Genomic DNA, 24,418 nt, shown 5'->3' on the forward strand with positions numbered 1-24,418 from the left:
GTGGGTGCTTATCCCACCCCGGCGTGCGGCCTGGCATGGCGTGAACTGCCTGGTTGCTGGGCCCGGGCGCGCTAGGCTGCCGCCCCATGTCTGCTGAATCCGCTTCTCACGATGATGGCGGTGCGCGCAACCGGGCCCTCGCGCGCGCTTGGCTCCGTGCCTTTAACACCTATGATGTCCCAGCGCTCGTTGCGTTGTACGCGGACGACTGCACGCACACCTCCCCGAAGATCCGCGCGCTGCACCCGGACACCGGCGGGAAGCTGGTGGGCAAGGAGGCGCTCGCCCGCTGGTGGAACGAGGCGAACGCCCGGCTCCCCGGCCTGCGCTACGAGGAGACGGCGCTCACGGCGGACGGCGAGCGCGTGTTCATGGAGTACCTGCGCCACGCGCCCGGGGGCGAGCCCCCCATGCCGGTGGCCGAGGTCCTCGAAATCCGCAACGGCCGCATCGTGGCGAGCCGCGTCTACCACGGCTAGCGCGCCGTCCTGCCGCGGACGCCCCCGCCCGCGCGGGCGCTCTCGCCTGCGCGCGGGCGTGCTACGCACGAAGCCCCGTCCCGACGGAGGAGCCCGGCCATGGCGAAGCGCAGCGAGCAGGGCAGTGCAGGCAGCAGCAGCAGCGGCTTCGATCGCGACTTCGGCTACCTCATGCCCTTCCTGGACCGCGTGGCCCAGGCCGCCGCGGGGCTGCAGGACCCGGCGGCGCGCGCGGAGCTGCAGCGGCTGATGGCGGAGGAGAAGGGGCGCTGGGCGCGCGTGCGGGAGCTGCTCGCGGGCGCGCAGGGCCGCGCGGGTGCGGCCGGAGCGTCGGCGCCCGGGCCACGCGCCCGCCCCGGTGCTCCCGCGCCGCGCCAGCCGGGCGCGCAGCTCACCGTGGGCAGCCTCAAGTCGCCGCGCTAGGGACCGCGCCAGGCCCCGGTGCGGGACCGACGACGAGCCCCTGGCGCAGGGCGTCCAGGGTGGCCGTCTGGTACGCCTCGCTCAGCGTGGGGTAGTTGAAGCAGGTCTCCAGGAAGAGGCGCGCGCTCGCGCCCTGGAGGATGGCGAGCAGCCCCACGTGGACGAGCTCCGAGGCCTGCTCGCCGAGGATGTGCACGCCGAGCAGCCGCGCGTCGTCCCGGGCGAAGAGCAGCTTCAAGAGGCCGTAGGTCTCGCCGATGATCTGCCCGCGCGCGTTGGTGGCGAAGGGGGCGCGCCCCACGACGTACGCGGTGCCCTTCTCGCGCAGGGTCTCCTCCGTCTCGCCCGCGGTGGAGACCTCGGGGATGGTGTAGATGCCGTAGGGCAGGGTGCGGCTGAGCGCGTACGTCGCCCCCTGGCCGCAGGCGTGCGTCATCGCGATGCGCGCCTGCTCCTGGGCGGTGGAGGCGAGCGCGGGAAAGCCGATCACGTCCCCCACGGCGTACAGGTTCGGTACGGCGGTCTGGTAGTGCGCGTTGACCTCCACCTGGCCGCGCTTGCCCAGCTTCACGCCCAGCGCCTCGAGCCCCAGCCCCGCGCTGTTCGCCGTGCGCCCGGCGGCCACCAGCACCATGTCCGTCTGCAGCTCCTCGCCGTCCTCCAGCGTGAGCCGCACGGGCTCGGCCCGGTCCGGAGGCGCGCTCGCGCTCACCACCTCCTGGCCCAGGACGAAGCGGATGCCGAGCGCCTGCATGCGCTGCACGAGCAGGTCGCCGATCTCCAGGTCGAGGAAGGGCAGGATGCGGTCCTTCTTCTCCAGCAGCACCACGGGGCAGCCCAGCGTGGCGAACATGCACGCGTACTCGCAGCCGATGACGCCGCCGCCCACCACCACCAGCGCGCGCGGCATCGCGTCCAGGCAGAGGATCTCGTCCGAGTCGTGGATGCGCGGGCTCTCGAAGGCGTAGACGGGCGGGCGGTAGGGGTGCGAGCCGGTGGCGAGCAGGAAGGTGTCCGCGCTCACGCGCAGCTCGGGCTGCCCCGCGCGTGCGATGGCCAGCGTGTGCGCGTCCACGAAGCGCGCCCGGCCCGGCAGCAGGGTCACCCCCGCGTGCTCGAGGCTGCGCGCGATGCGCGCGCGCTCGATGTGCTTCACCTGGCGCTCGCGGAAGAGGAAGTCGGTGACGGTCGCCTCGCGCTTGACCTCCACGTCCACGCCATACAGGCCGCGCTGGCGGAAGCCCGAGAGGTGCAGCGCCGTCTCGCGCAGCGTCTTGGAGGGCAGGGTGCCGGTGTTGGCCGCGGCGCCCCCGAGCACCGGCTCGCACTCCACCGCCGCCACGCGCCGGCCCATCAGCGCCGCCTGCACCGCCCCCTTCTCTCCCGCGGGGCCCGAGCCAATCACCACCAGATCGTAGTCCGGCATCGTCGCTCTCCGTGCGTGGCGGGGCCGCGCGCCCTCAGCCGGCGTCGCGCCCCGCGTACTGCAGCCCCTCGTGGATCTCCTCCAGCGTGAGCAGCCGGAAGCCGCCCTCGGGCAGGTCCAGCTGCACGCCGCCCACCGCCTCGCGGTGCAGCGCCTTCACCGGCAGCCCCACCGCGCCCAGCATGCGCTTGACCTGGTGGTGGCGCCCCTCGGTGACGGTGAGCTCCACGGTGTGCGCGTCGCGCAGCGCGACGGAGGCAGGGCGCGCGGGCCCGTCCTCCAGCTCCACTCCGCGCCGCAGCGGCGCGAGCTTCGCCTCGTCCGCCGTGCCCTGCACCTGCGCCACGTAGCGCTTGGTCAGGTGCGTCTCCGGCGAGGTGATGTGGGCGACGAGCTTCTCGTCGTTGGTGAAGAGCAGCAGCCCCGTCGTGTCGCGGTCCAGGCGCCCCGCCGCGTGCCAGCTGAAGCCCGCGAGCTCGCGCGGCAGCTGCGGCAGCAGCACCTCGAACACCGTGGGCACCCCGTGCTGGCTGCGCGTGCTGGTGAGCAGCTCCGCGGGCTTGTGGAAGGCGAGCACCCGCGTCTCGGGCGCGAGCGGCACCACCAGCCCGTCCAGCTTCACCACGGCGCCCGGGGGCAGCGGGGCCAGCGGCTGGCGCGTCACGCGCCCGTTGATGCTCACGCGCCCCGCCTGGATCGCCTCCTCGGCGTCCGGCAGGGGCAGCGCTCCGGCCCGCGCGAGCGCGCGCGAGAGCCAGTCGGGCTTGGCCCGGCCCTCCCAGCGGCGGGCGGGGGGAGGGGGCGGTGGACGGCGGTTCGGGCTCTTGCGGCTCACCGGGCGCACCTTACCCGCCGCAGGGCTGCGTCCCTACTAGTACGGCGGCCCCCGCAGCTCGCGCTCCTCGCCGCCCTCGCCCTCGGCGCTGCCGGGCGTCTTCCCCGGCTCGCCCGCGGGGACGCGGCGCTCGGCGCCATCCTCACCCTCGGCCTGGTGGGGCGTGCGGCCCGGGGCCTCGTCGTTCTCGCGGCGCGGCACTCCGACCTCGTTCTCCTCGTATGGCATGTGATTCACGGGTTGCCCTCCCAGGCGCTGGCGGTAGATGAAGACAGGCCAAAGGTAGGTCTGCGGGTGTGCGGGGCCTGCCCGGCCGCCCGTCCGGCACCCGTGTTCACTGGAGGCTTGCGGTCGGTCGTCCGCTCGCCCACCCTCGCCGCCCGCTTTCCCCGCAGGAGGTCCCCCGCGTGGCCACCCACGTCTTCGCCCGGCTCTCGGGCCACGGTCTCACCCTCGTCCCCATCAATCCCTACCGCTTCGAGCGCGCGGCGGGCGACGCCGTCGTGCTCACCCGCGCCACGCCCGGGGGGCCGCGCCAGGTGACGGTGACCCCGGCAGCCGGGGGCGGCGAGCCGCAGGTGGACTGCGCCCCGGGTACCGGCTCGCTCGACGAGGTGGGCGGGTTGCAGGACGGTCCGCGGCTCGACCACTGGCGCATCGAGACCGCGCTCTTCACGCTGGCCTGGCCGCGCGGGCTCGCGCTCCTCTCCGCGAAGGATGACCGCCGCCCGCCCGCCTTCGAGCTGCACGGCGAGGCCGGGGCCTTCATGTTCTTCCAGGGCCCCTTCTCGGAGCAGAAGCTCCCGCCGCTCGAGCGCATGGCGGGGCTGGGGCAGAGCGTCGCGCGCACCGGCGAGGGGCCGCGCCACCGCTGGGTGGAGCTCACCTACCGCCACGAGGGCGCGCCCTGGGTGCAGCGCCACGCGCTCATCGCGCTGCGCCCCGGACACACGCTGGTGCTCAGCGCACAGGCGCCCGCGCCGGTGGCCGAGGCCACCATGGCCCTGATGGAGGAGGTCGCGCGCTCGGTGCAGCCTGGACGCCCCGCGCCCGCGGGTGCCGGCGGCTGCCACTGACGGCGACGCCCGTCGGGTCCAGTGTGTAGGTCCGTGCGCCTCGGCGGCCTCGCGAGGCCGATCCTGTGCCGCTCAGGGCCCCGCGCGGCGGCGCAGCGTGTGCAGCGCCGCGAGCCAGAGGCGCGCCTCCTTGCGGCTGAGGCGCGCGCGGCGCAGGGGCGAGAAGAGATCCCTCAGGCCGTGGCGGCCCTCGTTCACGAGGAAGCCGGCGGCCTCGAGCGCCGCCTTGAGCGCACCCTCCACCTGCGCGAGCTCCGCGTCGGTGGCGGCAGCGGGCAGGGGCGCCGCAGGCGGGGCAGCGGCCGCGAGCTGCGCCATGCGCACCTCGTAGCTGTAGAGCAGCACCGCCTGCGCGAGGTTGATGGAGGGCTGCTCCGGGTCGGTGGGAACGGAGGAAAGGTCGTGGCAGCGCTCGACCTCGGCGTTCGTCATCCCGCTGCGCTCGTCGCCGAAGACGAGCGCCACCGGGCCCTGCTGCGCGCGCGCCACCAGCTCCTGCGCGGTCTCGCGCGCGTTGAGCCGCCGCTTGCCCTCCACCTTGCGCGAGCTGGTGCCCACCACCCAGACGCAGTCGGACACGGCGCTCTCCAGCGTGTCCGCGCGTGCGGCCTGCTCGAGCACGTCCTCCGCGTGCACGGCGAGCCTGCGCGCCGGCGCGAAGTCCTCCACTACGGGCGTCACCCACGTCCACTCGCGCAGGCCGCAGTTCTTCATCGCGCGCGCCGCCGCGCCGAGGTTCTCGGCATTGCGGGGGCGCAGCAGGACGAGGCGCAGGGGCAGGGGCATCGGCGGCGTCACCTTCCCGTCCCGCCCCGCCCCGGGCAAGCGCTTTGTGCCCCCACGCCGCGGCGCGGGCGCTAAGAAGCGCGGGCAGTCCGCCCCTCCGGAGGAACCCACGATGAGCGACTGGTCCCGCGTCCCCGTCCTCGAGGGCCGCCACGTGCGGCTCGAGCCGCTGCAGCCCTCGCACGTGCAGGGCCTGCAAACGGCCGTCTCGGACGGCGAGCTGTGGACGTGCTGGTACACGAAGGTGCCGCGGCCCGAGGCCATGGCGGCGTACGTGGAGAGCGCGCTCGGCATGCAGGCGCGCGGCGAGGCGCTGCCCTTCGTCGTCCGCGATGCGGGCGGCGCCGTCGTCGGCAGCACGCGCCTGTACGCGCTGGACCCGCGCACCCCGCGCCTCACCATCGGCTACACCTGGTACGCCCAGCGCGTGCAGCGCACCGGCCTCAACACCGAGGCGAAGCTGCTGCTGCTCGGCCATGCCTTCGAGGCGCTCGGCTGCATCGCGGTGGCCTTCGAGACGAGCTGGTTCAACCACGCCTCGCGCGCCGCCATCGAGCGGCTGGGCGCGAAGCAGGACGGGGTGCTGCGCAGCCACCAGCGCCACGACGACGGCAGCGTGCGTGACACCGTGGTCTTCTCCATCCTCGCGGCGGAGTGGCCCGCGGTGCGCAGCCACCTGCGCGCGAAGCTCGCAGCGCACGCCTGAGGTCCCGCACCCATGATCACCCTGCCCGAACGTGCCTCGATGAAGGACTACCAGCGCTACATCCACGACCTGGAGGCGCTGCACGGCTGGCTGAAGCTGGACCTGGTGCACAACTGCTTCCTCATGGGCGAGGAGGTGGGCGAGGTCTTCAAGGCCGTACGCCGCTACGAGCGGCTCGCCGAGGAGCGGTCCACCCCTGCGGAGTCCGCGGAGGCGCCGCAGGACCCGGAGCGCGCGCAGCTGCAGCACGCGCTGGGCGAGGAGCTCGTGGATGTGTTCAATTTCCTGCTCGCCATCGCCAACCGCGTGGGCGTGGACCTGGAGCAGGCCTTCCGCGAGAAGAACGCGCGCAACCAGCAGCGCAGCTGGGATTGACCGCTCGCGCAGGAGCGCGCCAGGATTTCCCGATACGCAGTGAGTCCGCGGACGTTGGACCGGTCAGCCATCCGCTCCTGGAAAGGGTGTCCCCATGACGTCGCTGCGCCGCGGCCTGCGCCTCGCGTTGCTCCTCGCTGTCCCGCTGGGCTGCGCCCACGCAGAGGCCCCTTCTGGCGGTGGCGGGGCTGCCGCCGCAGACCCCACGGCCGCCCCCTCCGCCAAGGCCCCGGGCGCGAAGGCCGTCGAGGAGCACGTCTTCCTCTACCCGCTGGACGAGGCGCTCGCGGCGGCGAGGGACGTGCTGGAGTCGCACGACTACGACGTGGGGCCCTTCGGGGACAACACCCAGCTGGTGACGCGCTGGCGGCACGACGGTCCGCGCGTCGCGGACCAGCCCTCCGTGCCGCTGCACCTGCGCCGCTACTACGTGCAGGGCCAGGCGCTCAGCCCCCGGCACTCGGTGGTGCGCATCTTCCGCATCGACCGCGAGGAGGCCAAGACGGAGCCTGGCACGCCGCGCGAGGAGCTGGACCTCGCCGCGGAGCTCGCCCCGCGCGACGCGCAGGAGGGCAACACCGGCGCAGGCGGGGACCCCGAGGGCTGGCGGCAGTTCGTGGCCTCGGGCATGGAGCTGTCCAACCGCGACCGCCCCCGCACCGAGCCGAACGAGCGCATCGGCATGAAGACCCAGACCCGGCTCAAGGACCCGAACGACCTGCGCCGGCAGCTCGGCGAGAGCCCGACCTTCGCGGGCCAGTACCGCATGCCCACCCAGGACGAGCTGCGCGGGCGCAACGAGCAGGGCCTGCGCGATGCGCCGTACGAGGCCGAGCTGGTGGCGCGGCTCGAGCAGTTCCCCTCGCTCGAGTTCGTGGGCGGTGCCGCGGACGTGCCGCCGCCGCCTGCGCCCGCCGGAGCGCCCCCTTACACGGAGGCGTGGCTGGCGGAGAGCGGCGGGATGCCCTTCACGAAGGGCGGGCCCTGCGGCGAGCCCGTGGCGGGGCTCGAGCCGCTCGCGCAGCCGGGTAGCAACATCCTGGTGGGCGAGCAGCTGGGCACGCGTGAGCTGCCCGCGGCGGTGGGCAACATGGCCTGCCAGCTCGCCACGGCGGGGCGCACGGTGCTGCTGGGGCTCTCGCTGCCCTCGGACGAGCAGGGCGCGGTGGATGCCTACGTGCGCAGCGCCGGCACGCGCCAGGACCAGGACGCGCTGCTCGCCCAGCGCTCGTGGCGCCAGGTGCCGCGCGACGGGCGCAGCAGCCGCGCGCTGCTGGTGCTGCTCGAGCGCGTGCGGCGCTGGCGCGCGGGCGGCCTCGCCATCCAGCCCATCGCCTTCGACGCGCGCGAGGAGCGCGGTAACGAGCGCGAAGCGGCCATGGCCGAGCGCCTCATCAAGCGCCGCCGCATGGAGCCCGAGACGGTGCTGCTGGTGCTCGGCGGCAACTACCACGCGAGCGCGGCCGGGGGCGTCCTCTGGAGCCGCAGCTTCGAGCCGCTGGGCCACCGCCTCGAGCGCGCGGGGCTCCAGCCGCGCAGCCTCGACACCGCCTTCGAGCGTGGCACCCGCTGGGCCTGCAACGTGAACCGCCACCGCGAGGCGGAGTGCCGCGTGTACGCCTCCAGCCCGAGCGCCGCGAGCGCCACGCCTCCGGGCACGCCTCTGGGCATCACGCTCTTCGCCTCCAAGTCCTCCGAGGGCTTCCACGGCCTGCTGCACGTGGGCCGCATCACGGCCTCGCTCCCGGCGCTGCCTCCGCGCTCGCCGGTGGCCTCGCGCTGAGAGGACGGCTCGCATGCGACGGCACGCAGGGCTGGGACTTGCCGCGCTGTGGCTGGGGCTCGCGGGCGGGTGCACGCGCGCCCTGGTGCCCAGCGCCCGCGATGTCGCCCGCGCCGAGCTGCAGCAGACGGCGGAGCGGGTGTACCCGGAGCCGCCCGCGGCGCTGTGGCCGCGGGTAGAGGCCTACTTCCGCGCGCAGGGCTACCAGGTGCGCGAGCCCGCGGACGCGGCGCACGCCTCGCCCTGGCTGCAGACGGACTACCGCGAGGTGCGCGTGGAGCGCACGTACCGGGCCCGCGCGCGCTACCACGCGCGGGTGCAGCCGCGCGAGGGCGGGGGCAGCGAGCTGCGCATCTACCGCCAGACGGTGACGGACAGCGACACCTGGCAGCTGCTGCTGCCCGCGCAGCAGCTCACCGTGGGAGAGCAGCCCGAGCAGAACGAGGCCGCGGACGCGCTGCTGCCTCCCGAGGACCCGCGCTTCGCGCAGAACTTCTTTCGCGACCTCTCCGCCGAGCGGGCCCTGCAGGCCTGGCTGCAGGGGGGCAGTGCGGCGGCGGCGCGCGGCGCGGGCGGCATGCCCCTCGCGGCGCCGCTGGTTCAGAGCGTCGCCGTGGAGCTCTCGTCGGACGCCTCCGCCCCGCGCGCCTTCGCCGCGGACGCGGTGGAGGCGCGCTGCGGCCCGGCCATCCCGGGCCTGGTGGACGGCTTCGACCACGCGCTGCGCCCCGGCGGCTTCCTCCTGCTCGGCCAGGTGCCCGGCACCCGCGAGGTGCCCGCCTTCGTGGGCCAGGCGGTGTGCCACATCCTGCACGCGGGCACGCCCGTGGTGCTCGCGCTGGAGCTGCCGGTGCGAGAGCAGCCCGCACTGGAGCGCTACCTCGCGAGCGAGGGCACGGACGCGGACCGGGCCGCGCTGGTGCACGGGCCCTTCTGGCGCCGCCCCGAGCAGGACGGGCGCTCGAGCGAGGCGCTCGTGGCGCTCGTCGAGCGCATGCGCCTGCTCAACCGGCAGGGCCTGCCGGTGACGCTGCTGGCCTTCTCCGTGGAGGGCCTGGAGGGCAACGCCTTCGAGGAGGCGATGGCCGCGGTGCTCGCGGCGCGCCGCAAGCTCGAGAGCGAGAGCAGCCTCGTGGTGCTGACGGGCAACGTGCACGCGAGCACCGAGCCCGGGGTGCCCTGGGACAAAGCCTTCGTGCCCATGGGCGCGCTGCTCGCGAAGTCCGGAGCGCCCCTGCGCAGCTTCGACCTGATGCACGGCGGCGGCAGCACGTGGGAGTGCCGGGTGGCAGGGGAGGGGGCGAAGCTCTCCTGCGGCACGCACCTCGTGCGCCCCATCGTCCTGTCCGAGGCCTACGGCGAGCAGACGCGCACCCAGTTCGGCGTGCAGCGCGACCACGAGCAGGTGCCGCGGCTCGCGTACCGCTGGCAGCAGCTGGTGCGCAAGTACGGGGACCAGCGGCCGCTCTTCGTCCACATGGCCCCGGACCGCTTCCCGCGCGGCTTCGACGGCTACTTCTACGTGCCGCACGTGAGTGCCTCCCCGCCTGCCCGGCACCCCGGGTCCTGAGACCCCGAAAAGGTCTCGAAAAAAGCAGGGTGTAAGTGCCCCGCGCGGGCTGCGTCCTCCTGGATGAAAGCGCGCAATGACGCACGCTTCCCACCCCGGAGCACGACGCCATGACCACCTTCCAGAACCAGAACCAGACCTCGAACCCCACCTCCACCGCGTGCGGCTGCGCGCAGTCCGGCTGCGGCTGCGGTCCCGTCAGCGCCTGCACCTGTGGCGCTTCCTGCGCGTGCCAGCGCGAGTGCCGCTGCGGCGCGGGCTGCAACTGCGCCCAGGCCCGCTAGGCCGCGGGTGGGAGGGCGCGCCGGGGGCCGCGCCCTCCCGCCTCGCGTTGACCCCGCGGGGCCGCCTGCCTAGGGTCCTGGCAGCCGGTCCCGCGCGGAGGGGGCGTGGGCTTCGATGAACGCTGCGGCTTCTCGACCACAGGGCGCAGGCGCGGTGTGGGCCGTCGGACGCGGGTGCTCCCGGGTCCGCGGCCTCCTGCGGCCGCAGCCTGCTCCGTCCACGCCCCGCTCGCGCCGGCACGCTCCGTGAAGTCTCCGCCGCCATCTCCCCCGGAGGACCCGATGCTCCGCCGCCTCTCCCCGACCCACCGCCCGCGGGCGCTGCTGCTGCGGCTCGCCGTCGGCGCCACGCTCGCCCTCGCCGCCTGCAAGGGCGAGAAGCCCTCCGCGCCGCCCTCCCAGCCCGCCTCGCCCGGGGCCGCGCGCCCGGCGCCCGGCGAGCACCCCGCGCCCGCGCCCGAGGACCTCACGCCCGCCATCCGCGAGCAGGGCCCGGAGGGAGGCCTGCCCACGCAGGTGGTGCTCGAGCTGCCGCGCGCCATCGCGCCCGCGAACGGCAAGGTGGGCGAGGGCACGCGCCTCGTCATCACGCCGGAGGTGAGGGGCCACCTCGAGTTCCGCGGCGCCTCCACGCTGGTGTTCACGGCGTTGCAGCCCCTCGCCTTCGACACCGCGTACAGCGTGGCGCTCTCGTCGCTGCAGGTGGGCGACCGCGTGGTCTCCGCCCCGGGCACGGACGCGTGGCACTACCGCTTCCGCACGCCTGCCTTCGCCTTCCAGCGCCTCGCCCTGCAGCGGGTGGACCTGAAGGGGGGCAAGGTGGAGGGGGAGCTGCGCTTCACCGGTCCCGTGGACTTCGCCCAGGTGCGCCGGCTCGGCGTCTTCGAGGTGGGGGGCGAGGCGCTCACGGCCGTCACCTACCGGGACACCCCGGGCCGTCCCTCCGTGGTGACGGTGAGCCTCACGGGCGCTCGTCTGCGCGCGGGGGCCACGCTGCGCTTCCGCCTGCGCGAGGGGCTGCGTCCCGCGAGCGCCGCCGGCGCGAGCCCGGCTCCCGCCGCACAGGACGAGGTGGCGCTGCGCGGAGGCAAGCGCCTGCAGATCTACAACGCCTACGTGCAGGAGGGACCCATGGGCCACTACGTGGAGGTGGCCTGCCGCAACGTCGACGACCACGGCAACGAGCAGGGCAAGACCGAGGACGAGGGGGCGATGCGCGGCTGCAGCCTGGGTGAGGAGGCCGCGGCGGAGGCCGTCCACTTCGATCCCCAGGTGAAGTTCTCCGTCGCGCCCAGCCGCTGGGGCTTCCGCATCTTCGGCGACTTCAAGCGCGGCACCTACGCGCTGCGCATCGACGCAGGCGCCACCTCCACGGCGGGCGGCGTGCTGCTCGCCACCTACGAGGAGTCCTTCTCCATCTCCGCGCGCGAGCCGCGCCTCTCCTTCTCCACCGGCGGCCGCTACCTGCCGCGCAGCGCGTGGCGCAACCTGCCCCTCAACCACCTCAACGTGGACACGGTGGAGCTCACCGTGCGCCAGGTGCCGCCGGAGAACCTCGTCTTCTGGATGAGCAACGACGAGCAGGAGACGGCCGACGAGCGCACGAGCAACGTGCTCACCCGCAAGACGCTCGCCGTGCGCGCGCCGGCGGACACGCAGGGCACCACCTACGTGGACGTGGCGGGCCTGGTACCCGCGAGCACCCGCGGCCTGGTGCAGCTCACCGCCACCCAGCTGCGCCCCAACGGGGAGCGGGGCGCCAGCGCCTCCAGCCGCATCCTGCTCACCGACCTGAGCCTCGTCGCCAAGCGCAGCGCGAGCGGGCAGAAGGGCGAAGGAGACGTGCAGGTGTGGGCGCTCGGCATGGAGAGCACCGAGCTGCTCTCCGGGGTGGAGGTGACGCTGGTGAAGAAGAGCGGGCAGAGCGTCGCGCGCTGCTCCACGAAGGGCGCGGAGGGCTGCCGGCTGCAGGTCCCCGCGCAGGGCGTGGACGACAGCGCGCCGTTCGCGCTCGTCGCGCGCCAGGGCGAGGAGCTCACCTACCTCAAGTACAGCGAGCTGAAGACGGAGGTGGCCGAGTCGGACGTGCAGGGCGTGGCCTGGCGCGCGGAGAGCCCCTACCGCGCCGCGCTCTACTCCGACCGCGGCGTGTACCGCCCCGGCGACACTGCGCACGTGGTGGCGCTCTTGCGCGGCGCGGACGACCGGGCGCCGCCCGCGGGCCTGCCGGTGGACCTGCGCATCGTGGATCCGCGCGAGCGCGAGGTGAAGAAGAGCGTGCTCGCGACGAACGCCGCGGGCCTGGTGTCGCTGGACCTGCGCTTCGAGCCCTACCAGGACACCGGGCGCTACAGCGCGGTGCTGCGCGTGGCGGACCGCGTGGTGGCGAAGTACCCGCTCAACGTGGAGGAGTTCGTCCCCGAGCGCATGAAGGTGAGCGCCACGGTGAGCGGCGCAGGCTACGGGCCGCAGGACGAGATTCCCGTGAGCGTGAGCGCGAGCTACCTCTTCGGCGGCAGCGCCGAGGGCAGCCCCGTGCAGCTCACCTGCCGGCTCGAGCCCTCGGTGTTCAAGCCCGCGCAGAACGCGCAGTACAGCTACGGGGTGTGGCGCCCCAGCGGCGCGGACGAGAAGGCGAGCGTGCTGGGTCAGCTGCAGGGCACCCTGGACGCGAAGGGGGAGGCGACCCTGAGCTGCCCTGCGCAGCGCGCGGCCGGCGGCTTCAAGGGCCCCGCGCGCCTCGTCGCCCAGGCCAGCGTCTTCGAGTCCGGCAGCGGCCGCTCCACCCTCGGCGAGGCGCGCGTGCCGGTGCACCCGGAGCGCTACTACGTCGGCCTGCTCTCGGGCGTGCAGAAGGTGGAGGGCGGCAAGCCCTTCGAGGTGAAGGGCCTCGTCGTGGACTGGAACGGCCAGCCCGTCACGGACGCGAAGGGCGTGAAGCCGCTGGAGGTGGAGTACCTGCGCCTCGAGGCCGAGTACGGCTACACCTTCGACGAGGAGGCCGGCGAGGAGCGCTACCAGCGCTTCCTGCGCCCGGTGCGCGAGGGGCGCGCGCAGGTGCAGCTGGAGAACGGCCGCTTCCGCCTGCAGGTGACGCCCGCGATGGATGCCGCGGGCTACCTCGTGCGGGTGACGAGCGGCGCCGCGCAGACCGACCTGCAGCTGGAGGGCAGCGGCGGCTACTACTGGTGGGAGGGGGAGAACGCGCGCGTGGACCAGACGCCGCGCCCGATGAAGCCCACCAGCCTCGGGCTCGAGGTGCCGGCGCTCGCGCGCGTGGGCGAGCCGCTGCAGCTTCGCTTCAAGGCGCCCTACCGCGGCCGCGTGCTGCTCACCGCGGAGACGGACCACCTGCTCGCCTCCGAGTGGCGCCAGGTGGAGCCCGGGGAGGTGACGTGGACCTTCACGCCCCAGGCCTTCGCGCCCAACGTGTACGTGAGCGCCTTCCTCGTGAAGGACCCGCACCTCGAGTCGAAGGAGGCCTTCCTGCCGGACCGCGCCTTCGGCGTGAGCAGCGTACCGGTGGAGCCCACCGCCTTCACCCAGCGCGTGAAGCTGCAGGTGCCCGCGGAGGTGCGCTCGGGGCAGGAGCTGGAGGTGGGACTCGAGCTGGGGCCGCAGGAGGGCCCCACGGTCGCGACGGTGGCGGTGGTGGACGAAGGCATCCTCTCGCTCACGCGCTTCCAGAGCCCCGACCCGCTCAAGGCGCTCTTCGCCAAGCGCGCGCTGGCGGTGGAGACCTACGAGACGCTGGGCTGGACGCTGCTCCTGCCCCCACAGGGCGCGAGCCGCAGCACCGGCGGTGACGAGGGCGGCGAGGGCGCGGGGGGCCGCGTGCAGCCGGTGAAGCCGGTGTCCCTGTGGAGCGGCGTGGTGGAGGTGCCCGCGAGCGGCAAGGCGCAGGTGCGCTTCAAGCTCCCGCAGTACCGCGGCCAGCTGCGGGTGATGGCCGTGACGGCGGGCCCGCAGCGCGTGGGGCGCGCGAGCGCGGCAGTGCGGGTGAGCGACCCGCTGGTGCTGCAGGCCACGCTGCCGCGCTTCCTCTCGCAGGGAGACCAGGTGCAGGTGCCGGTGTTCGTGACGAACCTGAGCGGCAAGGCGCAGGACGTCACCGTGCGCATCAGCGCGGAGAGCCTGGACACCCCGGGCCTGCAGCCGCTGGGCACCCGCGAGAGCCCGCTGCAGCTGGTGGGAAAGAGCGAGGGGCGCGTGCGGCTGGAGAACGGCAAGGCCGCGACGCTCGTCTTCCAGGCGCGCGCGGCGCAGGCGATGGGCGCGGCAAAGCTGCGCGTCACGGCGAGCGGCGGCGGCTTCACCTCACAGGAGGAGCTGGACGTGCCCTTCCTCCCCGCGGGGCCGCGCGAGCGGCGCGTGCAGCGCATCGAGCTCGCGGAAGGCACGCTGGAGCTCGCGCCCTCCCTGCAGGGCTGGCTGCCCACGAGCGAGCGCAGCACGCTGTGGGTGACCACCCACCCCTACGCCGAGAGCCTGCAGCACCTGAGCTACCTCGTGCACTACCCCTACGGCTGCATCGAGCAGACCACCAGCAGCACCCGGCCGCTGCTCTACGTCTCGGGGCTGCTGGACAGCATCGACCCCACGCTCACCGCGGGCCGCACGCTCGAGGAGATGGTGCAGGCGGGCCTCGCGCGCATCCTCTCCATGCAGACGCCCTCGGGCGGCTTCGGCTACTGGCCCGGCGACAGCGAGCCCGTCGCCTGGGGCAGCGCCTACGCGACGCACCTGCTGCTGGATGCGAAGGAGGCGGGCTACGCGGTGCCGCAGGAGCGCCTGGACGAGGCGCTCGCGTACCTCGGCCGCGAGCTCACGCGCGCCGAGTCGCGCCGCGGCGCGCTGCTGGACGGCCACTATGCCCAGGATGCCGAGCCCTACCTGCACTACGTGCTGAGCATGGCCGGCAAGGGGCGCAAGGCGCGCATCCAGAAGCTGGTGGAGGCGTACGCGCAGAAGCCCGCGGCGCACCCGGGGGAGGAGGGCGAGCGGCAGGAGCAGCTGTACATGCTCCAGGCGGCGCTCTACCGCGCCGGGGACAGGCGCTACGAGAGTGCGCTGCGCCACCCGGACGCGAGCCGCGTGACGGACGTGCGCAGCAACGGCTGGAGCTTCTACTCCGACCGGCGCCGCCGCGGCTTCATGCTCTCCACCTTCCACGACCTCTTCGGCAACGACCCCGGCGGCGAGCCGCTCGCGCGCAGCGTGGCGGAGGGACTCCAGGGCCAGCGCAGCGGCGGGTACACCACGCAGGAGCTGGTGTGGGGCGTCACCGGCCTGGGCAAGTGGGTGCAGAAGGGGGCCACGCACTTCACCCCGCCCGTGCTCAGCGCGGGGGGCAAGGCGCTCGCGCCGCAGGAGAACAAGCGCGCACGCAGCTCGGATCGCACGTGGTCGCTCGCCCGCGCGAGCGAGCGCCCCGAGCTGAAGCTGCAGGTGAAGGAGAAGGGGGAGGGTGCGCTCTACCTCGTGGTCGCGAGTGACGGCGTGCGCGCGGACGGCCAGTACCGCTACGGCGGCGAGGGGCTCAGCGTGCGGCGCACCTACCGCACCCTGAAGGGCGACGTGGTGCAGCCGACGAGCGGCGGCGTCGCACTCGCGGACCTGCTCTACGTGGAGGTGGAGCTGGAGAACCGCAGCGGCGAGCGCATCCAGAACATCGCGCTGGTGGACCGGCTGCCGGCCGGCTGGGAGCTCGAGAATGCCCGGCTGGGCCGCGGCGGCGGCGTGGAGTGGGCCCAGCCGGAGCAACAGTGGAAGGTGGACGCGCTGAACCTGCGCGACGACCGCGTGGAGGTGTTCGGCGCGCTCGAGGCCCGCGAGAAGCGCAAGGTCATCTACGCGGTGCGCGCCGTCACCGCCGGCCACTTCACCCTGCCGCCGGTGGAGGCCGAGGCCATGTACGACCCGCGCATCTGGGCGCGCGCGCCCGGCGGCGAGGTGGAGGTGACCGGGCCCTGGAAGGACTTCCTCCTCTAGGCCATGCGTCGCCCCCTTCGCACTGCGGCACTCGCACTCGGGGCGCTCCTGGCACTCGCCGGGAGCGCCGTGGCGCTGGCCTTCGCGCTGCCCCTGCCAGCGCGCCTCTCCGAGGCGCACTCGGTGGTGGTGGAGTACCGCGACGGCACGCCCGCGCACGTCTTCCTCGCACCGGACGGGCGCTGGCGGGTGCCCACCGAGCTCGCGCGGTTGGACCCCGCGTACGTGCCCGCGCTGCTCGCGCTGGAGGACGGGCGCTTCCGCCTCCACCCGGGGGTGGACCCGCTCGCCGTGGTGCGCGCCCTCTGGCTCAACGTCACGCGCGCCCGGCGCGTCTCGGGCGCCTCCACGCTCACCCTGCAGCTGGTGCGCGTGCTGGAGCCGCGCCCGCGCACCTTGCGCTCGAAGGCGGTGGAGGCGCTGCGCGCGCTGCAGCTGGAGCTGCGGCTCTCGAAGGACCAGCTGCTCGCCGCGTACCTGCAGTTCGTCCCCTACGGGCGCAACGTGGAGGGCGTCGAGGCGGCCTCGCTCGCCTACTTCGGCCACACCGCGCGCCACCTCAGTCCCGCCGAGATGGCCACGCTGCTCGCCGTGCCGCAGGCGCCTGCGCGCCGCTACCCGGCGCCCCCGAACGCGCAGCGCCTGCGCGCCGCGCGGGACGAGGTGGCGCGCCGTCTTCTCGAGGCGGGGGCGCTGCCCCTCGGGCCCCCGGGGCCTTCCGGTGTGATGGCCCGCGCGGACGTGATTCTCGCCGAGGTGAGGGCCACGCCGCTGCCCCCGCACCTCGCCCCCTTCCCGCGCGAGGCGCCGCACGCCGCCGCGTGGCTGCGCGCCGCGCACCCGGGCGTCACCCGCCTGCAGACCACGCTGGACGCGGGCAGCCAGCGCCTCGCCGAGCGCGCGCTGCAGGGCGCCGCAGCCGACCTGCACGCGCGCGGCATCCACAACGGAGCCGCCGTGGTGGTGGAGCACCGCACGGGCGAGGTGCGCGCGCTCGTCGGCAACTTCGACTTCTTCGACGCGCGCGGCGGACAGCTGCCGGGCTTCGCCACGCCCCGCTCGCCGGGCTCCACCCTCAAGCCCCTGCTCTACGCGCTGGCCATCGACGAGGGGCTCGCGAACCCCGAGCAGCTCGTGCCGGACGTGCCGGCCGCCTACGGCACCTACGCGCCGCGCAACTTCGACGGGCGCTTCCAGGGGCTGGTGCGCCTGGAGGAGGCGCTCTCGCAGTCCCTGAACCTGCCCTTCGTGCGGCTGCTGCAGCGGCTCGGCGTGGAGCCCTTCCTCGGCGTGCTGCGGCGCGCGGGCGTGGAGAGCCTCGTGCCCGAGCCGGGGCACTACGGCCTCTCGGCCGCGGTGGGCGGGCTCGCGCTCACGCCGCTGGAGCTCGCCGGCCTCTACGCCGCGCTCGCCGAGGACGGGCGCGCGCGCCCCCTGCGCGTGCTGGCCGGAGCGCCTGCCGGGCGCACCGAGGCGCTGTTCAGCCCCGGCGCGGCCTGGCTCACCCGGCGCGCGCTCTCGCTCAAGGACCGGCCGGACTTCCCCGCGCGCGGGCGCTTCACCGGCCTTCCGCCCCAGGTGCACTGGAAGACGGGCACCAGCTTCGGGCACCGCGACGCGTGGGCCGCGGGCTCCGGGCCCGAGCACTCGGTGGTGGTGTGGCTGGGCAACTTCGACAACGCCCCCAGCAGCCACCTGGTGGGCGCGGACGCCGCGGGCCCGCTGCTCTTCGAGCTGCTCGAGGCGCTGGGGCCCCGCGGGCGCACCGCAGCGCCGCCCGCGCCCCGGGACCTGGTCCAGGTAGAGGTGTGCGCGTACTCGGGCTACGTGCCGGGGCCTGGCTGCCGCGAGCGCAAGGGCGTGCTCGCGCTCGCGAGCCACGTGCCCACCGAGCGCTGCCCCTACCACCGCGAGGTGGAGGTGGACCGCGCGAGCGGGCTCGCGCTCACGCCCGCCTGCCGCGTGGGCCGCGAGACGGAGGCGCGCGTGTACCTCACCTGGCCCGCGAGCATCCGGCGCTGGCTCGCCGAGCAGCACCGGCTGCTGCCCGAGCCGCCCGCCTGGGCCGCGGGGTGCGCGCCGGGCGCGGGCCGGCCGCCGGAGATCGTCTCTCCCGCGGCAGGGCAGGTGGCGCTGCTGCTTCCCGGCGTCCCGGCGGACGCGCAGGAGCTCCCGCTGGAGGCCGAGGTGGAGGGAGGCACCGGCGAGCTCACCTGGTTCGTGGACGGCGCGCGGGTGGGCTCGGCGCCCGCGGACGAGCGGCTGTGGTGGCGCCCCTCGCCCGGGAGCCACGAGGTGCTGGTGACGGACGCGCGCGGCCAGAGCGCGCGCCGCCTCCTGGTGGTGCGCGAGCGGCGCTGAGCTACTGCAGCTCCCAGAGCGTGGGGTCCGCGTCGCTGCGCACGTAGCGCTGGCCCGCGGGGAGCGGGCCGTAGAAGAGGCAGTCCTTCATCCCGGCGGCGCTGGTGCCGGTGAACAGGCCCAGCTCACCGCCCCCGGGCGCGAGCGTGATGCCCAGCTCCGCGGCGCCGAGGCGCAGCTTCTCACCGGGCGCGAGCGTGCGCTCGGGGAGGTTCGCGCCGAAGGGGTCGCGCAGGCGCGAGGTGACCTTCATCCCGGCGAGCGAGGCGGGCGCGCTGCCGCGGTTCATCAGCTCCACCCAGCCGGCCGCGGGGTCCACGGCCTCCAGGGTGAGGCCCAGCGGATAGCCGCGGTAGCGCGCGAGCTCCTGCTGGATGAAGGTGCGGCGCTTGGCCACGTAGCGCTGCAGCTGGTCCTGCCCCGCCACGAACTTGCGGTAGCCGTGGTGCAGCACGCGGTTGGGGGCCTCGCCGGAGCCGGCGTTGAGGTCGATGAGGAAGTCCTCGGCCATGTACGGGTCCGCCTTCATGTGCGGGTCCAGCAGCTGGTGGATGGCGGCGATGCGCGCGTTCATCACCTCGGGGGTGAAGACCTCGGCGAGCGCCTTGTCCAGCAGCGCGATGAGCCGGGCGCGCAGCGTGGGGTTCATCACCACGCGGGTGGCGAGGTTGCTGAAGTTGGGGCCGTAGCCGGGGTAGTCGTACTTCGCGCGCTCGAGGTAGCGGCTCTGCACCACCGGATCCAGCGGGGTGTGGTTGAAGAGCGGGTGCTTGTAGTACGGGTCCTCGCCGTCCTGCTCGATGCCCACGGTGTACCACCAGCGCGAGTCCGCGTTGTTCAGGTCCCAGGGCACGTAGCTCCAGCGCTTCGTGCGCGCGTCGTAGACGAAGTAGCTCTCCGAGTCCTCGATGTAGTCGTTGGAGACGAGCACGTCGTTGACGAGCACGCGCAGGTAGCTCTCGAGCTCCAGCTGCTGGGCGAGCGCGTCGGGGAAGCCCGGCTCGGGCGCACGGTTGATGGTGTGCAGCACGCGGTCCAGCTCGGGGATGACCTCGTTGATGCTGCCGGTGACGTTGGTCTTCTTCACCCACTGGCCCTGGTACGCGGCCTTGTCCTCGGGGAGCTTGAACTCGCAGTCGCGCCAGCCGCAGCGGTAGATGGTCGCGTCCGTGTCCGCGAAGGCGTGGGCCTTGAGGAAGGCTTTGCTCACCTGCTCGATGTCCAGGTACACGCCCTCGTACTGGCCGTTGATCTTCAGCCGCACGTACTTCGCCCGGCTCGCGGGCACCCGCATCGCGGCGAGCAGGTCGAAGGCGAGCTTCTCCGCGAGCATCGTCGCGTCCTGGAACTCGGCCACCAGGTTGAGGCTGCCGCGCCCCTCGAACTTCGTGTCGCTGAAGGACACGTTCCAGCTCTTCTTCTCCAGGTAGCGCGCCGAGGCGCCGCGCAGGCGGATCATCACCGGGTAGCTCACGCCGCCGGCGCGGAAGACGGCCGGCTGCTCCGGCGTGCTCGTGTCGTCCTTGAAGCGCTGCAGCAGCTCCGGCGGCATCTCCAGCTCGTACTCCTGCACCTCCGTCTGCAGCGGCGGCAGCACGAAGGGGCGCTGCGCCTCCGGGAGCTCGGGCTGCGTGGGCTGGGTGGGATCGGCCGGCGTGGGCTGCGCCGGCGTGGGGTGCGCGGGGTCGTTCGGAGAGGGCGCGGGCACGGAGGGCGCCGGCGCAGGCGCGTCCGGACCGCACGCAGCGAGCAGCGCGCAGAGCGCGGCGACGGTGAAGAGGCGAGAGGACATGCCGGGCCGTGGAGCAAACGGGGTGCCGAGCCCCAGGGTCAGCCCAGTGCCCGCTGCAGGACAACGGCGCGCGTCCCGGTGGGCAAAGCTTTTCCCACCCTGAGCGGTGGGCGGGCCACCGGATCACATCGGGTCGCGATCCCGGGCGGGAGCAGGGGGCGCGGGCGTGGCCGGCGGCAGGGCAGGGGGGAGCGCGGGCGCCCCGGCTCCCGGCGCAACAGGGGGCGAGGGGCGAGCGCGCCGCGCGCCAGCCTCGCGCCCCGGCCCTACCCTTGCCTCGGACCCCGAACCCTGGAGAGCCCGATGGAGTCGTGGAACCACATGTCCGCGGATGCGGTCCGCACCCATACGCCCGACGAGGTGAACCGGCGCATCGACGAGCGGGTGGAGCGCTGCGTGCGCTACATGGCCCAGCAGGAGCGCTCGGAGATCGGCCACTACCTCAATCAGCTCGAGGGAGAGTGGGATCTCAACCGCACGCTCGCGGTGAGCTGCTCGGTGGCGAGCCTCGGGGGGCTGCTGCTCGCGCGCGGCCTGGGACGAGGGTGGCTCTCCCTGAGCGCGCTCGCCTCGGCGCTGCTGCTGCACCAGGGGCTCGCGGGCCACGGCCCGCTCGCGGCGCTGGTGCGCGGGCTCGGGGTGCGCACCCGCCGCGAGATCGACCTGGAGAAGTTCGCCCTCAAGGCGCTGCGCGGCGACTTCGAGCGCATCCCCACCGAGGGCGGCCCGCTCGCCCGCGCCAACGCGGCGCTCGTGGCCGCGCAGTCCTAGGAGCACGCGCCGAAGCACGCGCCGCGAGCGGCCCCGGACCTGCGCCGGGGCCGCGCCGCGTGCTGGCTAGCGCCAGGCGCCTGCGCTGCCGGTGTAGCCGGACATCGGAGAGCCCGCCGGCGCGCCCTGGGCGCCCGGAGGCGCCGGCGCGTGCGCGTTGGCCGACTGGTCGCCGAAGAAGCCGTTGAGGCCGAGGATGCCGATGGAGAAGTTCGTCACCCACCCCGTGTCGGGCTTTCCGAAGGGCGAGTTGATGTCCAGCGGCCGGGCGAAGTGCAGGCGCATCAGCAGGGGTCCGAGGCCCACGTTGAAGCCGATGGCGTAGTCCAGCACGCGCCGGTCCCACAGCTCGTGGGTGCCATCGCCCACGGCGCCGAAGTCCAGGCCCGCCACGCCCTTGATGTTGTTGAGGAAGGCCACCTGCACCAGGCCGCCGAGCGGGATCTGCAGCTCCATGGTGCTGAAGAGGAACTTCTGGCCCAGGAGCCAGCGGTCGTCTCCGAAGTTCACGCCGCGCAGCGTGTCGAAGCTGGAGAGGAAGTAGGGCTGGGCGAAGCGGCCGCCGAAGGAGGTGCCCACGCCGCCGCGCAGCTGCAGCGCCGTGGGCCCGGCGATGTGCAGGTAGTGCTGCCCGTCCAGGCGGATGCTCGTGTACGTCTCGCCCTCGAAGGGCTGCACGCCGCCCACCACCTCGGCGAGCGCCGAGCTGCCGTCGATGGGGCTGATGGTGGCGTAGTCGTAGCGCACGGTGTTGTAGCCGGCGCGCAGCGTGAGCTCGGTCTGGGCGCGCGTGCCGCGGTTCGCCACGCGCCAGGCGCCCAGCAGGTCGTCACCCGCGCAGACCACCGTGGGGTCCGCGCAGTTGCCGCTGCCGTAGCGCAGGAAGAACTCGTCCGAGGGGTCGAGCTTGTAGTTGGCGCCACCCACCGCGAGGTCCGCGCCCACGTACGTGAAGGTGCTCAGCGGGTGCTGGATGGTCCCGAGCAGGCCGAAGAAGCGCTCCACCGAGCGGAACAGGATGTTCTGGTTCTGGAAGGTCTTGTCGAAGCGGAAGCGCACCGACTGGAAGGGACCGCCGCCCCAGGGGTTGCGGCCCGCCTGGTTGAGGTAGAGCAGGTAGCCGTCGGTGAAGTCGAAGGAGCCGTACACGGCCACGCTCAAGAGCAGGCCCTGGTTGCGCAGCCGGTCCGTCGCCGAGGCGAAGAGCTGGCCCACGAAGCCGCCGCTGCCGCCGCCGGCGAAGCCGTAGATGGGCCCCATCTCGAAGTTCTCGCGCGCCCAGGGGTTGTAGTCCACCGCCCCCTTGAGGGTGCTCACCGCGAGCGGCGGCGCCGGCTGACCCGCGCCCGCGGCGGGCACCGGCTGGTCCAGGAAGCGGTCCTTGCGCAGCTGGGACGGCACGCGCTCGCCGGACAGGTGCATGAGCACCCAGACGCTGCCCTCGGTGCCCGGGCTCACCTCGAACACGCCCGTGGTCACGTCCGTGCGCCGCACGATGGCGCCGCCCTTCTGCAGCTCGAAGAGGTCCGAGCGCCCGTTCTCGTACGAGACGAACATGATGCGCCCGTCCGGCAGCACCTCGGGGTCCTGCTGGTCGCGCGCGTCCGTGGTGAGGCGCGTCACCTCGCTGGGGCGGTCCGGGTTCACCCGGAAGAGGTTGTAGAAGCGGTGGCTCGTGGCATCCGAGCTGTAGACGATGCCCTCCTTGCCCCAGCTCAGCTGGCGCTCGGCGTACACGTCATTCGTGATGCGCACCGGCTTCGCGTCCTCGTTGCCGTCCACGCGCAGCACGAAGATGTCGCGCGTGCCCGCGTCGTCCGTGCCGATGAAGGCCACGCGCCGGCCGTCCGGCGAGAAGCTGAGCGAGCCGGCCGCGACCAGGCCGTGGGGCGCGAGCCGGAAGGTGCGGCGCTTGCCCAGGTCGAACTGCACCGCGATGTAGGGCTTCATCGGCTGCGGCGGGCCGGCCGGGGCCACGGCCGGCTGGGACGGGCGGCCGTAGGGGCCCGGCGGCGGCATCGCGCCGTAGCCCGGGGCGAGCGGCGCGCGCTGCTGCTCCTCGGCCCGGTGCGCGTAGCGCTGCACGTAGATGACGTCGCGCGCGTTGACCTCGGCCACGTACGCGAGCGTGTCGTCGGTGAGGTCGAAGTTGCGGCCGAACACCGGGTGCAGGCTCTCCACGCTGGGCCGGCCGTCGCCGGTGACCAGCCGGGTGCGGGCCGGAGCGCGCGGGTCCGCGAGCACCAGCCGGCTCTCGCCCGTGTTGGGCTGGATGCTGCGGTACAGGAGCACGTCGCCGCTGGGCGCCGCGTTGAGCGCGGTGACGTAGCCGTCCGTCTCCTTCAGCGGCTCGAGCGCCGGCGCGTCCTGCTCCGCGCCCAGGTAGCTGCGGAAGGCGCGGCGCTTGATCCAGGTCTCGAAGCGCGCCGAGATCTTCTTCGGCTCGTCGCCGGTGAGCCGCTGCAGCAGGTCCTCGAACTTCATCCCCGGGGCGCTGCGCCCGTTGCCCACCAGCCTCGGCGACTCCTCGAGGATCTGCTGCAGGATGCCCGCGCCGTACACGTCCTCGAGGAAGGCGCAGCGCGCCTGGCCGAACTTGTAGATCCAGAGGTAGCCGTAGGGCCCGGGGCTGAAGAAGTCCAGGAAGGCGTAGCCCTTGCGCACGTCCGGGTTGGTGATGAGGTCGCGCACCAGCATCTCGGCCTCGTCGTCCAGGCCGCGCTTCGCGTAGAACTCGGCGAGCCCCTCGATGAACCACAGGGGCATCCCGCCCAGCGGCTCGCCGCTCACCTTCGCGCGCTCCGCCATGGTGCGCACCTTCTGGATGGTGAACTCGTGCGCGAGCTCGTGCGTGCCCACCTCCTCGAAGAGCCGGTGATCCCCCAGGTAGGGCAGGGTGAGCTTGAGGTCCTCGGGGCTGGTGAAGCCCAGCGTGCCCTCGGACACGGGCGAGAGGTTGGTCTGCAGGAACTCCTGGTAGGTGCTGTAGAGGATGTACGGGAAGGTCTTGGTGGGCACGTAGTGGAACTGGTCCACCAGGTAGCGGTACGCGTCCTCGATGATCGGCGCGGCGCGCTGGGCCACCTCGCGCTCGCGCTCGTAGAAGTACAGGCGCACGCCGCCGGTCGCCGCGCCCAGGTCGCGCGCGTAGCCGCCGTCCGCGGTGCTCGCGCTGCCGCCGTCCAGCTGCGAGAGGCTCGCCACCGGGCCCGCGCCGCCGTCGGGCCTGCCGCCGTCCGGAGACATGCCGAGCGCGATCGCCTCCGCGCCCGCATCCACGCCCTCGCCCAGCGTCACCACCCCCGCGTCCTCGCGCGGCGTGCCGCCGTCCAGCAGCTCACCGCCCGCCTCGCCCTTGCCCACGCCGATGGGGGTGGCGGCGTTGCCGCCCGGGGTCACCGGGGAGGGGCCGCTCGGAGCCGTGGTGCCTGCCACCGCCTGGCCCGGCGTGGCCCCGCTGCCGCTGGGCACGTGCCCGAGCCGATCGAGCGGCGCCGCCTCGCCTTCCGAGCGCGGGCCGACGAGCACGTCCACGTGCTTCCAGTCGAAGCGGAAGTTGCGCACGGCTGACCGGTCGGCTGCGCGCGGCTGGACGTAGATGCCCTGGGCGCGTGCGGTGGCAGGCAGCAGCAGGGGAAGGACGGCGAGGACGGCGAGGAGGAGGAGGGCGAACGGGCGGCGATTCACAAGCGACCTCGGCAGGCGGGAGGGGGACTCCGGCACCCGGGAGGCTTGCCGCAAACGCAGGCCGGTACAAGCA

At 74.1% G+C, this 24,418-nt stretch carries 17 protein-coding genes; 11 read left to right on the top strand and 6 right to left on the bottom strand.

Features of this window, described 5'->3' with window-relative positions; genetic code table 11:
- The first annotated feature begins 86 nt into the window (after positions 1-86).
- Both FGE12_RS20790 and FGE12_RS20795 read left to right on the top strand, forming a co-directional pair.
- Complete coding sequence (locus FGE12_RS20790; protein ID WP_153868275.1) at positions 87-479, top strand: nuclear transport factor 2 family protein; 393 nt, start codon at positions 87-89, stop codon at positions 477-479.
- 99 nt (positions 480-578) lie between these two features.
- Complete coding sequence (locus tag FGE12_RS20795; RefSeq protein ID WP_153868276.1) at positions 579-902, top strand: hypothetical protein; 324 nt, start codon at positions 579-581, stop codon at positions 900-902.
- Here the strand turns inward: FGE12_RS20795 and sthA are convergent.
- The 3 genes from sthA to FGE12_RS20810 are packed head-to-tail and all read right to left on the bottom strand — an operon-like array spanning position 886 to position 3,391.
- Complete coding sequence (sthA, locus tag FGE12_RS20800; RefSeq protein WP_153868277.1) at positions 886-2,328, bottom strand: Si-specific NAD(P)(+) transhydrogenase; 1,443 nt, start codon at positions 2,326-2,328, stop codon at positions 886-888. The genes FGE12_RS20795 and sthA overlap by 17 nt on opposite strands.
- Before the next feature lie 34 nt (positions 2,329-2,362).
- Positions 2,363-3,163 (bottom strand): pseudouridine synthase, encoded by an 801-nt coding sequence (locus tag FGE12_RS20805; RefSeq protein WP_194798117.1) that lies wholly within the window; start codon positions 3,161-3,163, stop codon positions 2,363-2,365.
- Positions 3,164-3,199: 36 nt separating this feature from the next.
- Positions 3,200-3,391 (bottom strand): hypothetical protein, encoded by a 192-nt coding sequence (locus FGE12_RS20810; protein WP_153868391.1) that lies wholly within the window; start codon positions 3,389-3,391, stop codon positions 3,200-3,202.
- A gap of 179 nt (positions 3,392-3,570) precedes the next feature.
- Here FGE12_RS20810 and FGE12_RS20815 point away from each other — a divergent pair, with 179 nt between their 5' ends.
- The gene (locus tag FGE12_RS20815; RefSeq protein WP_153868278.1) at positions 3,571-4,239 is read left to right on the top strand and encodes a hypothetical protein; all 669 of its coding nucleotides are present in this window, start codon (positions 3,571-3,573) and stop codon (positions 4,237-4,239) included.
- A 72-nt stretch (positions 4,240-4,311) separates the two neighbouring features.
- Here the strand turns inward: FGE12_RS20815 and FGE12_RS20820 are convergent, their stop codons facing one another.
- Positions 4,312-5,025: an RNA methyltransferase gene (locus FGE12_RS20820; protein ID WP_153868279.1), complete on the bottom strand. Its 714-nt coding sequence runs from the start codon at positions 5,023-5,025 to the stop codon at positions 4,312-4,314.
- 112 nt (positions 5,026-5,137) lie between these two features.
- On the opposite strand from FGE12_RS20820, the gene FGE12_RS20825 reads away from it, so the two are divergent.
- From FGE12_RS20825 to pbpC, 7 genes are all read left to right on the top strand, one after another.
- On the top strand, positions 5,138-5,731 hold the full coding sequence (locus FGE12_RS20825) for a GNAT family N-acetyltransferase (RefSeq protein WP_153868280.1): 594 nt from the start codon (positions 5,138-5,140) through the stop codon (positions 5,729-5,731).
- Between the two features lie 12 nt (positions 5,732-5,743).
- Positions 5,744-6,106 (top strand): MazG nucleotide pyrophosphohydrolase domain-containing protein, encoded by a 363-nt coding sequence (locus FGE12_RS20830; RefSeq protein WP_153868281.1) that lies wholly within the window; start codon positions 5,744-5,746, stop codon positions 6,104-6,106.
- A 94-nt stretch (positions 6,107-6,200) separates the two neighbouring features.
- A complete protein-coding gene (locus FGE12_RS20835) occupies positions 6,201-7,889 on the top strand; it encodes a hypothetical protein (protein ID WP_153868282.1) in 1,689 nt (562 codons plus the stop codon).
- Between the two features lie 13 nt (positions 7,890-7,902).
- Positions 7,903-9,459 carry a hypothetical protein gene (locus tag FGE12_RS20840; protein WP_153868283.1) on the top strand — a complete coding sequence of 519 codons (1,557 nt, stop codon included), beginning with the start codon at positions 7,903-7,905 and terminating at the stop codon, positions 9,457-9,459.
- 110 nt (positions 9,460-9,569) lie between these two features.
- Positions 9,570-9,743, top strand: a complete 174-nt coding sequence (locus FGE12_RS20845; RefSeq protein ID WP_153868284.1) for a hypothetical protein — start codon at positions 9,570-9,572, stop codon at positions 9,741-9,743.
- 282 nt (positions 9,744-10,025) lie between these two features.
- A complete protein-coding gene (locus tag FGE12_RS20850; protein ID WP_153868285.1) occupies positions 10,026-15,734 on the top strand; it encodes an alpha-2-macroglobulin in 5,709 nt (1,902 codons plus the stop codon).
- 3 nt (positions 15,735-15,737) lie between these two features.
- A complete protein-coding gene (pbpC, locus tag FGE12_RS20855; RefSeq protein WP_153868286.1) occupies positions 15,738-18,095 on the top strand; it encodes a penicillin-binding protein 1C in 2,358 nt (785 codons plus the stop codon).
- A gap of 1 nt (position 18,096) precedes the next feature.
- Here the strand turns inward: pbpC and FGE12_RS20860 are convergent, their stop codons facing one another.
- The gene (locus tag FGE12_RS20860; protein WP_228530959.1) at positions 18,097-19,887 is read right to left on the bottom strand and encodes a CotH kinase family protein; all 1,791 of its coding nucleotides are present in this window, start codon (positions 19,885-19,887) and stop codon (positions 18,097-18,099) included.
- A 303-nt stretch (positions 19,888-20,190) separates the two neighbouring features.
- Here FGE12_RS20860 and FGE12_RS20865 point away from each other — a divergent pair, with 303 nt between their 5' ends.
- A complete protein-coding gene (locus FGE12_RS20865) occupies positions 20,191-20,658 on the top strand; it encodes a hypothetical protein (protein ID WP_153868287.1) in 468 nt (155 codons plus the stop codon).
- Positions 20,659-20,724: 66 nt separating this feature from the next.
- Here FGE12_RS20865 and FGE12_RS20870 read toward each other — a convergent pair whose 3' ends face one another.
- Entirely contained in the window at positions 20,725-24,345 is a 3,621-nt protein-coding gene (locus FGE12_RS20870; protein ID WP_153868288.1) for a PD40 domain-containing protein, read from the bottom strand.
- Between the last annotated feature and the right edge of the window lie 73 nt (positions 24,346-24,418).

This window comes from Aggregicoccus sp. 17bor-14 (genome assembly GCF_009659535.1).
In the GTDB taxonomy this organism is placed as follows: Bacteria; Myxococcota; Myxococcia; order Myxococcales; family Myxococcaceae; genus Aggregicoccus.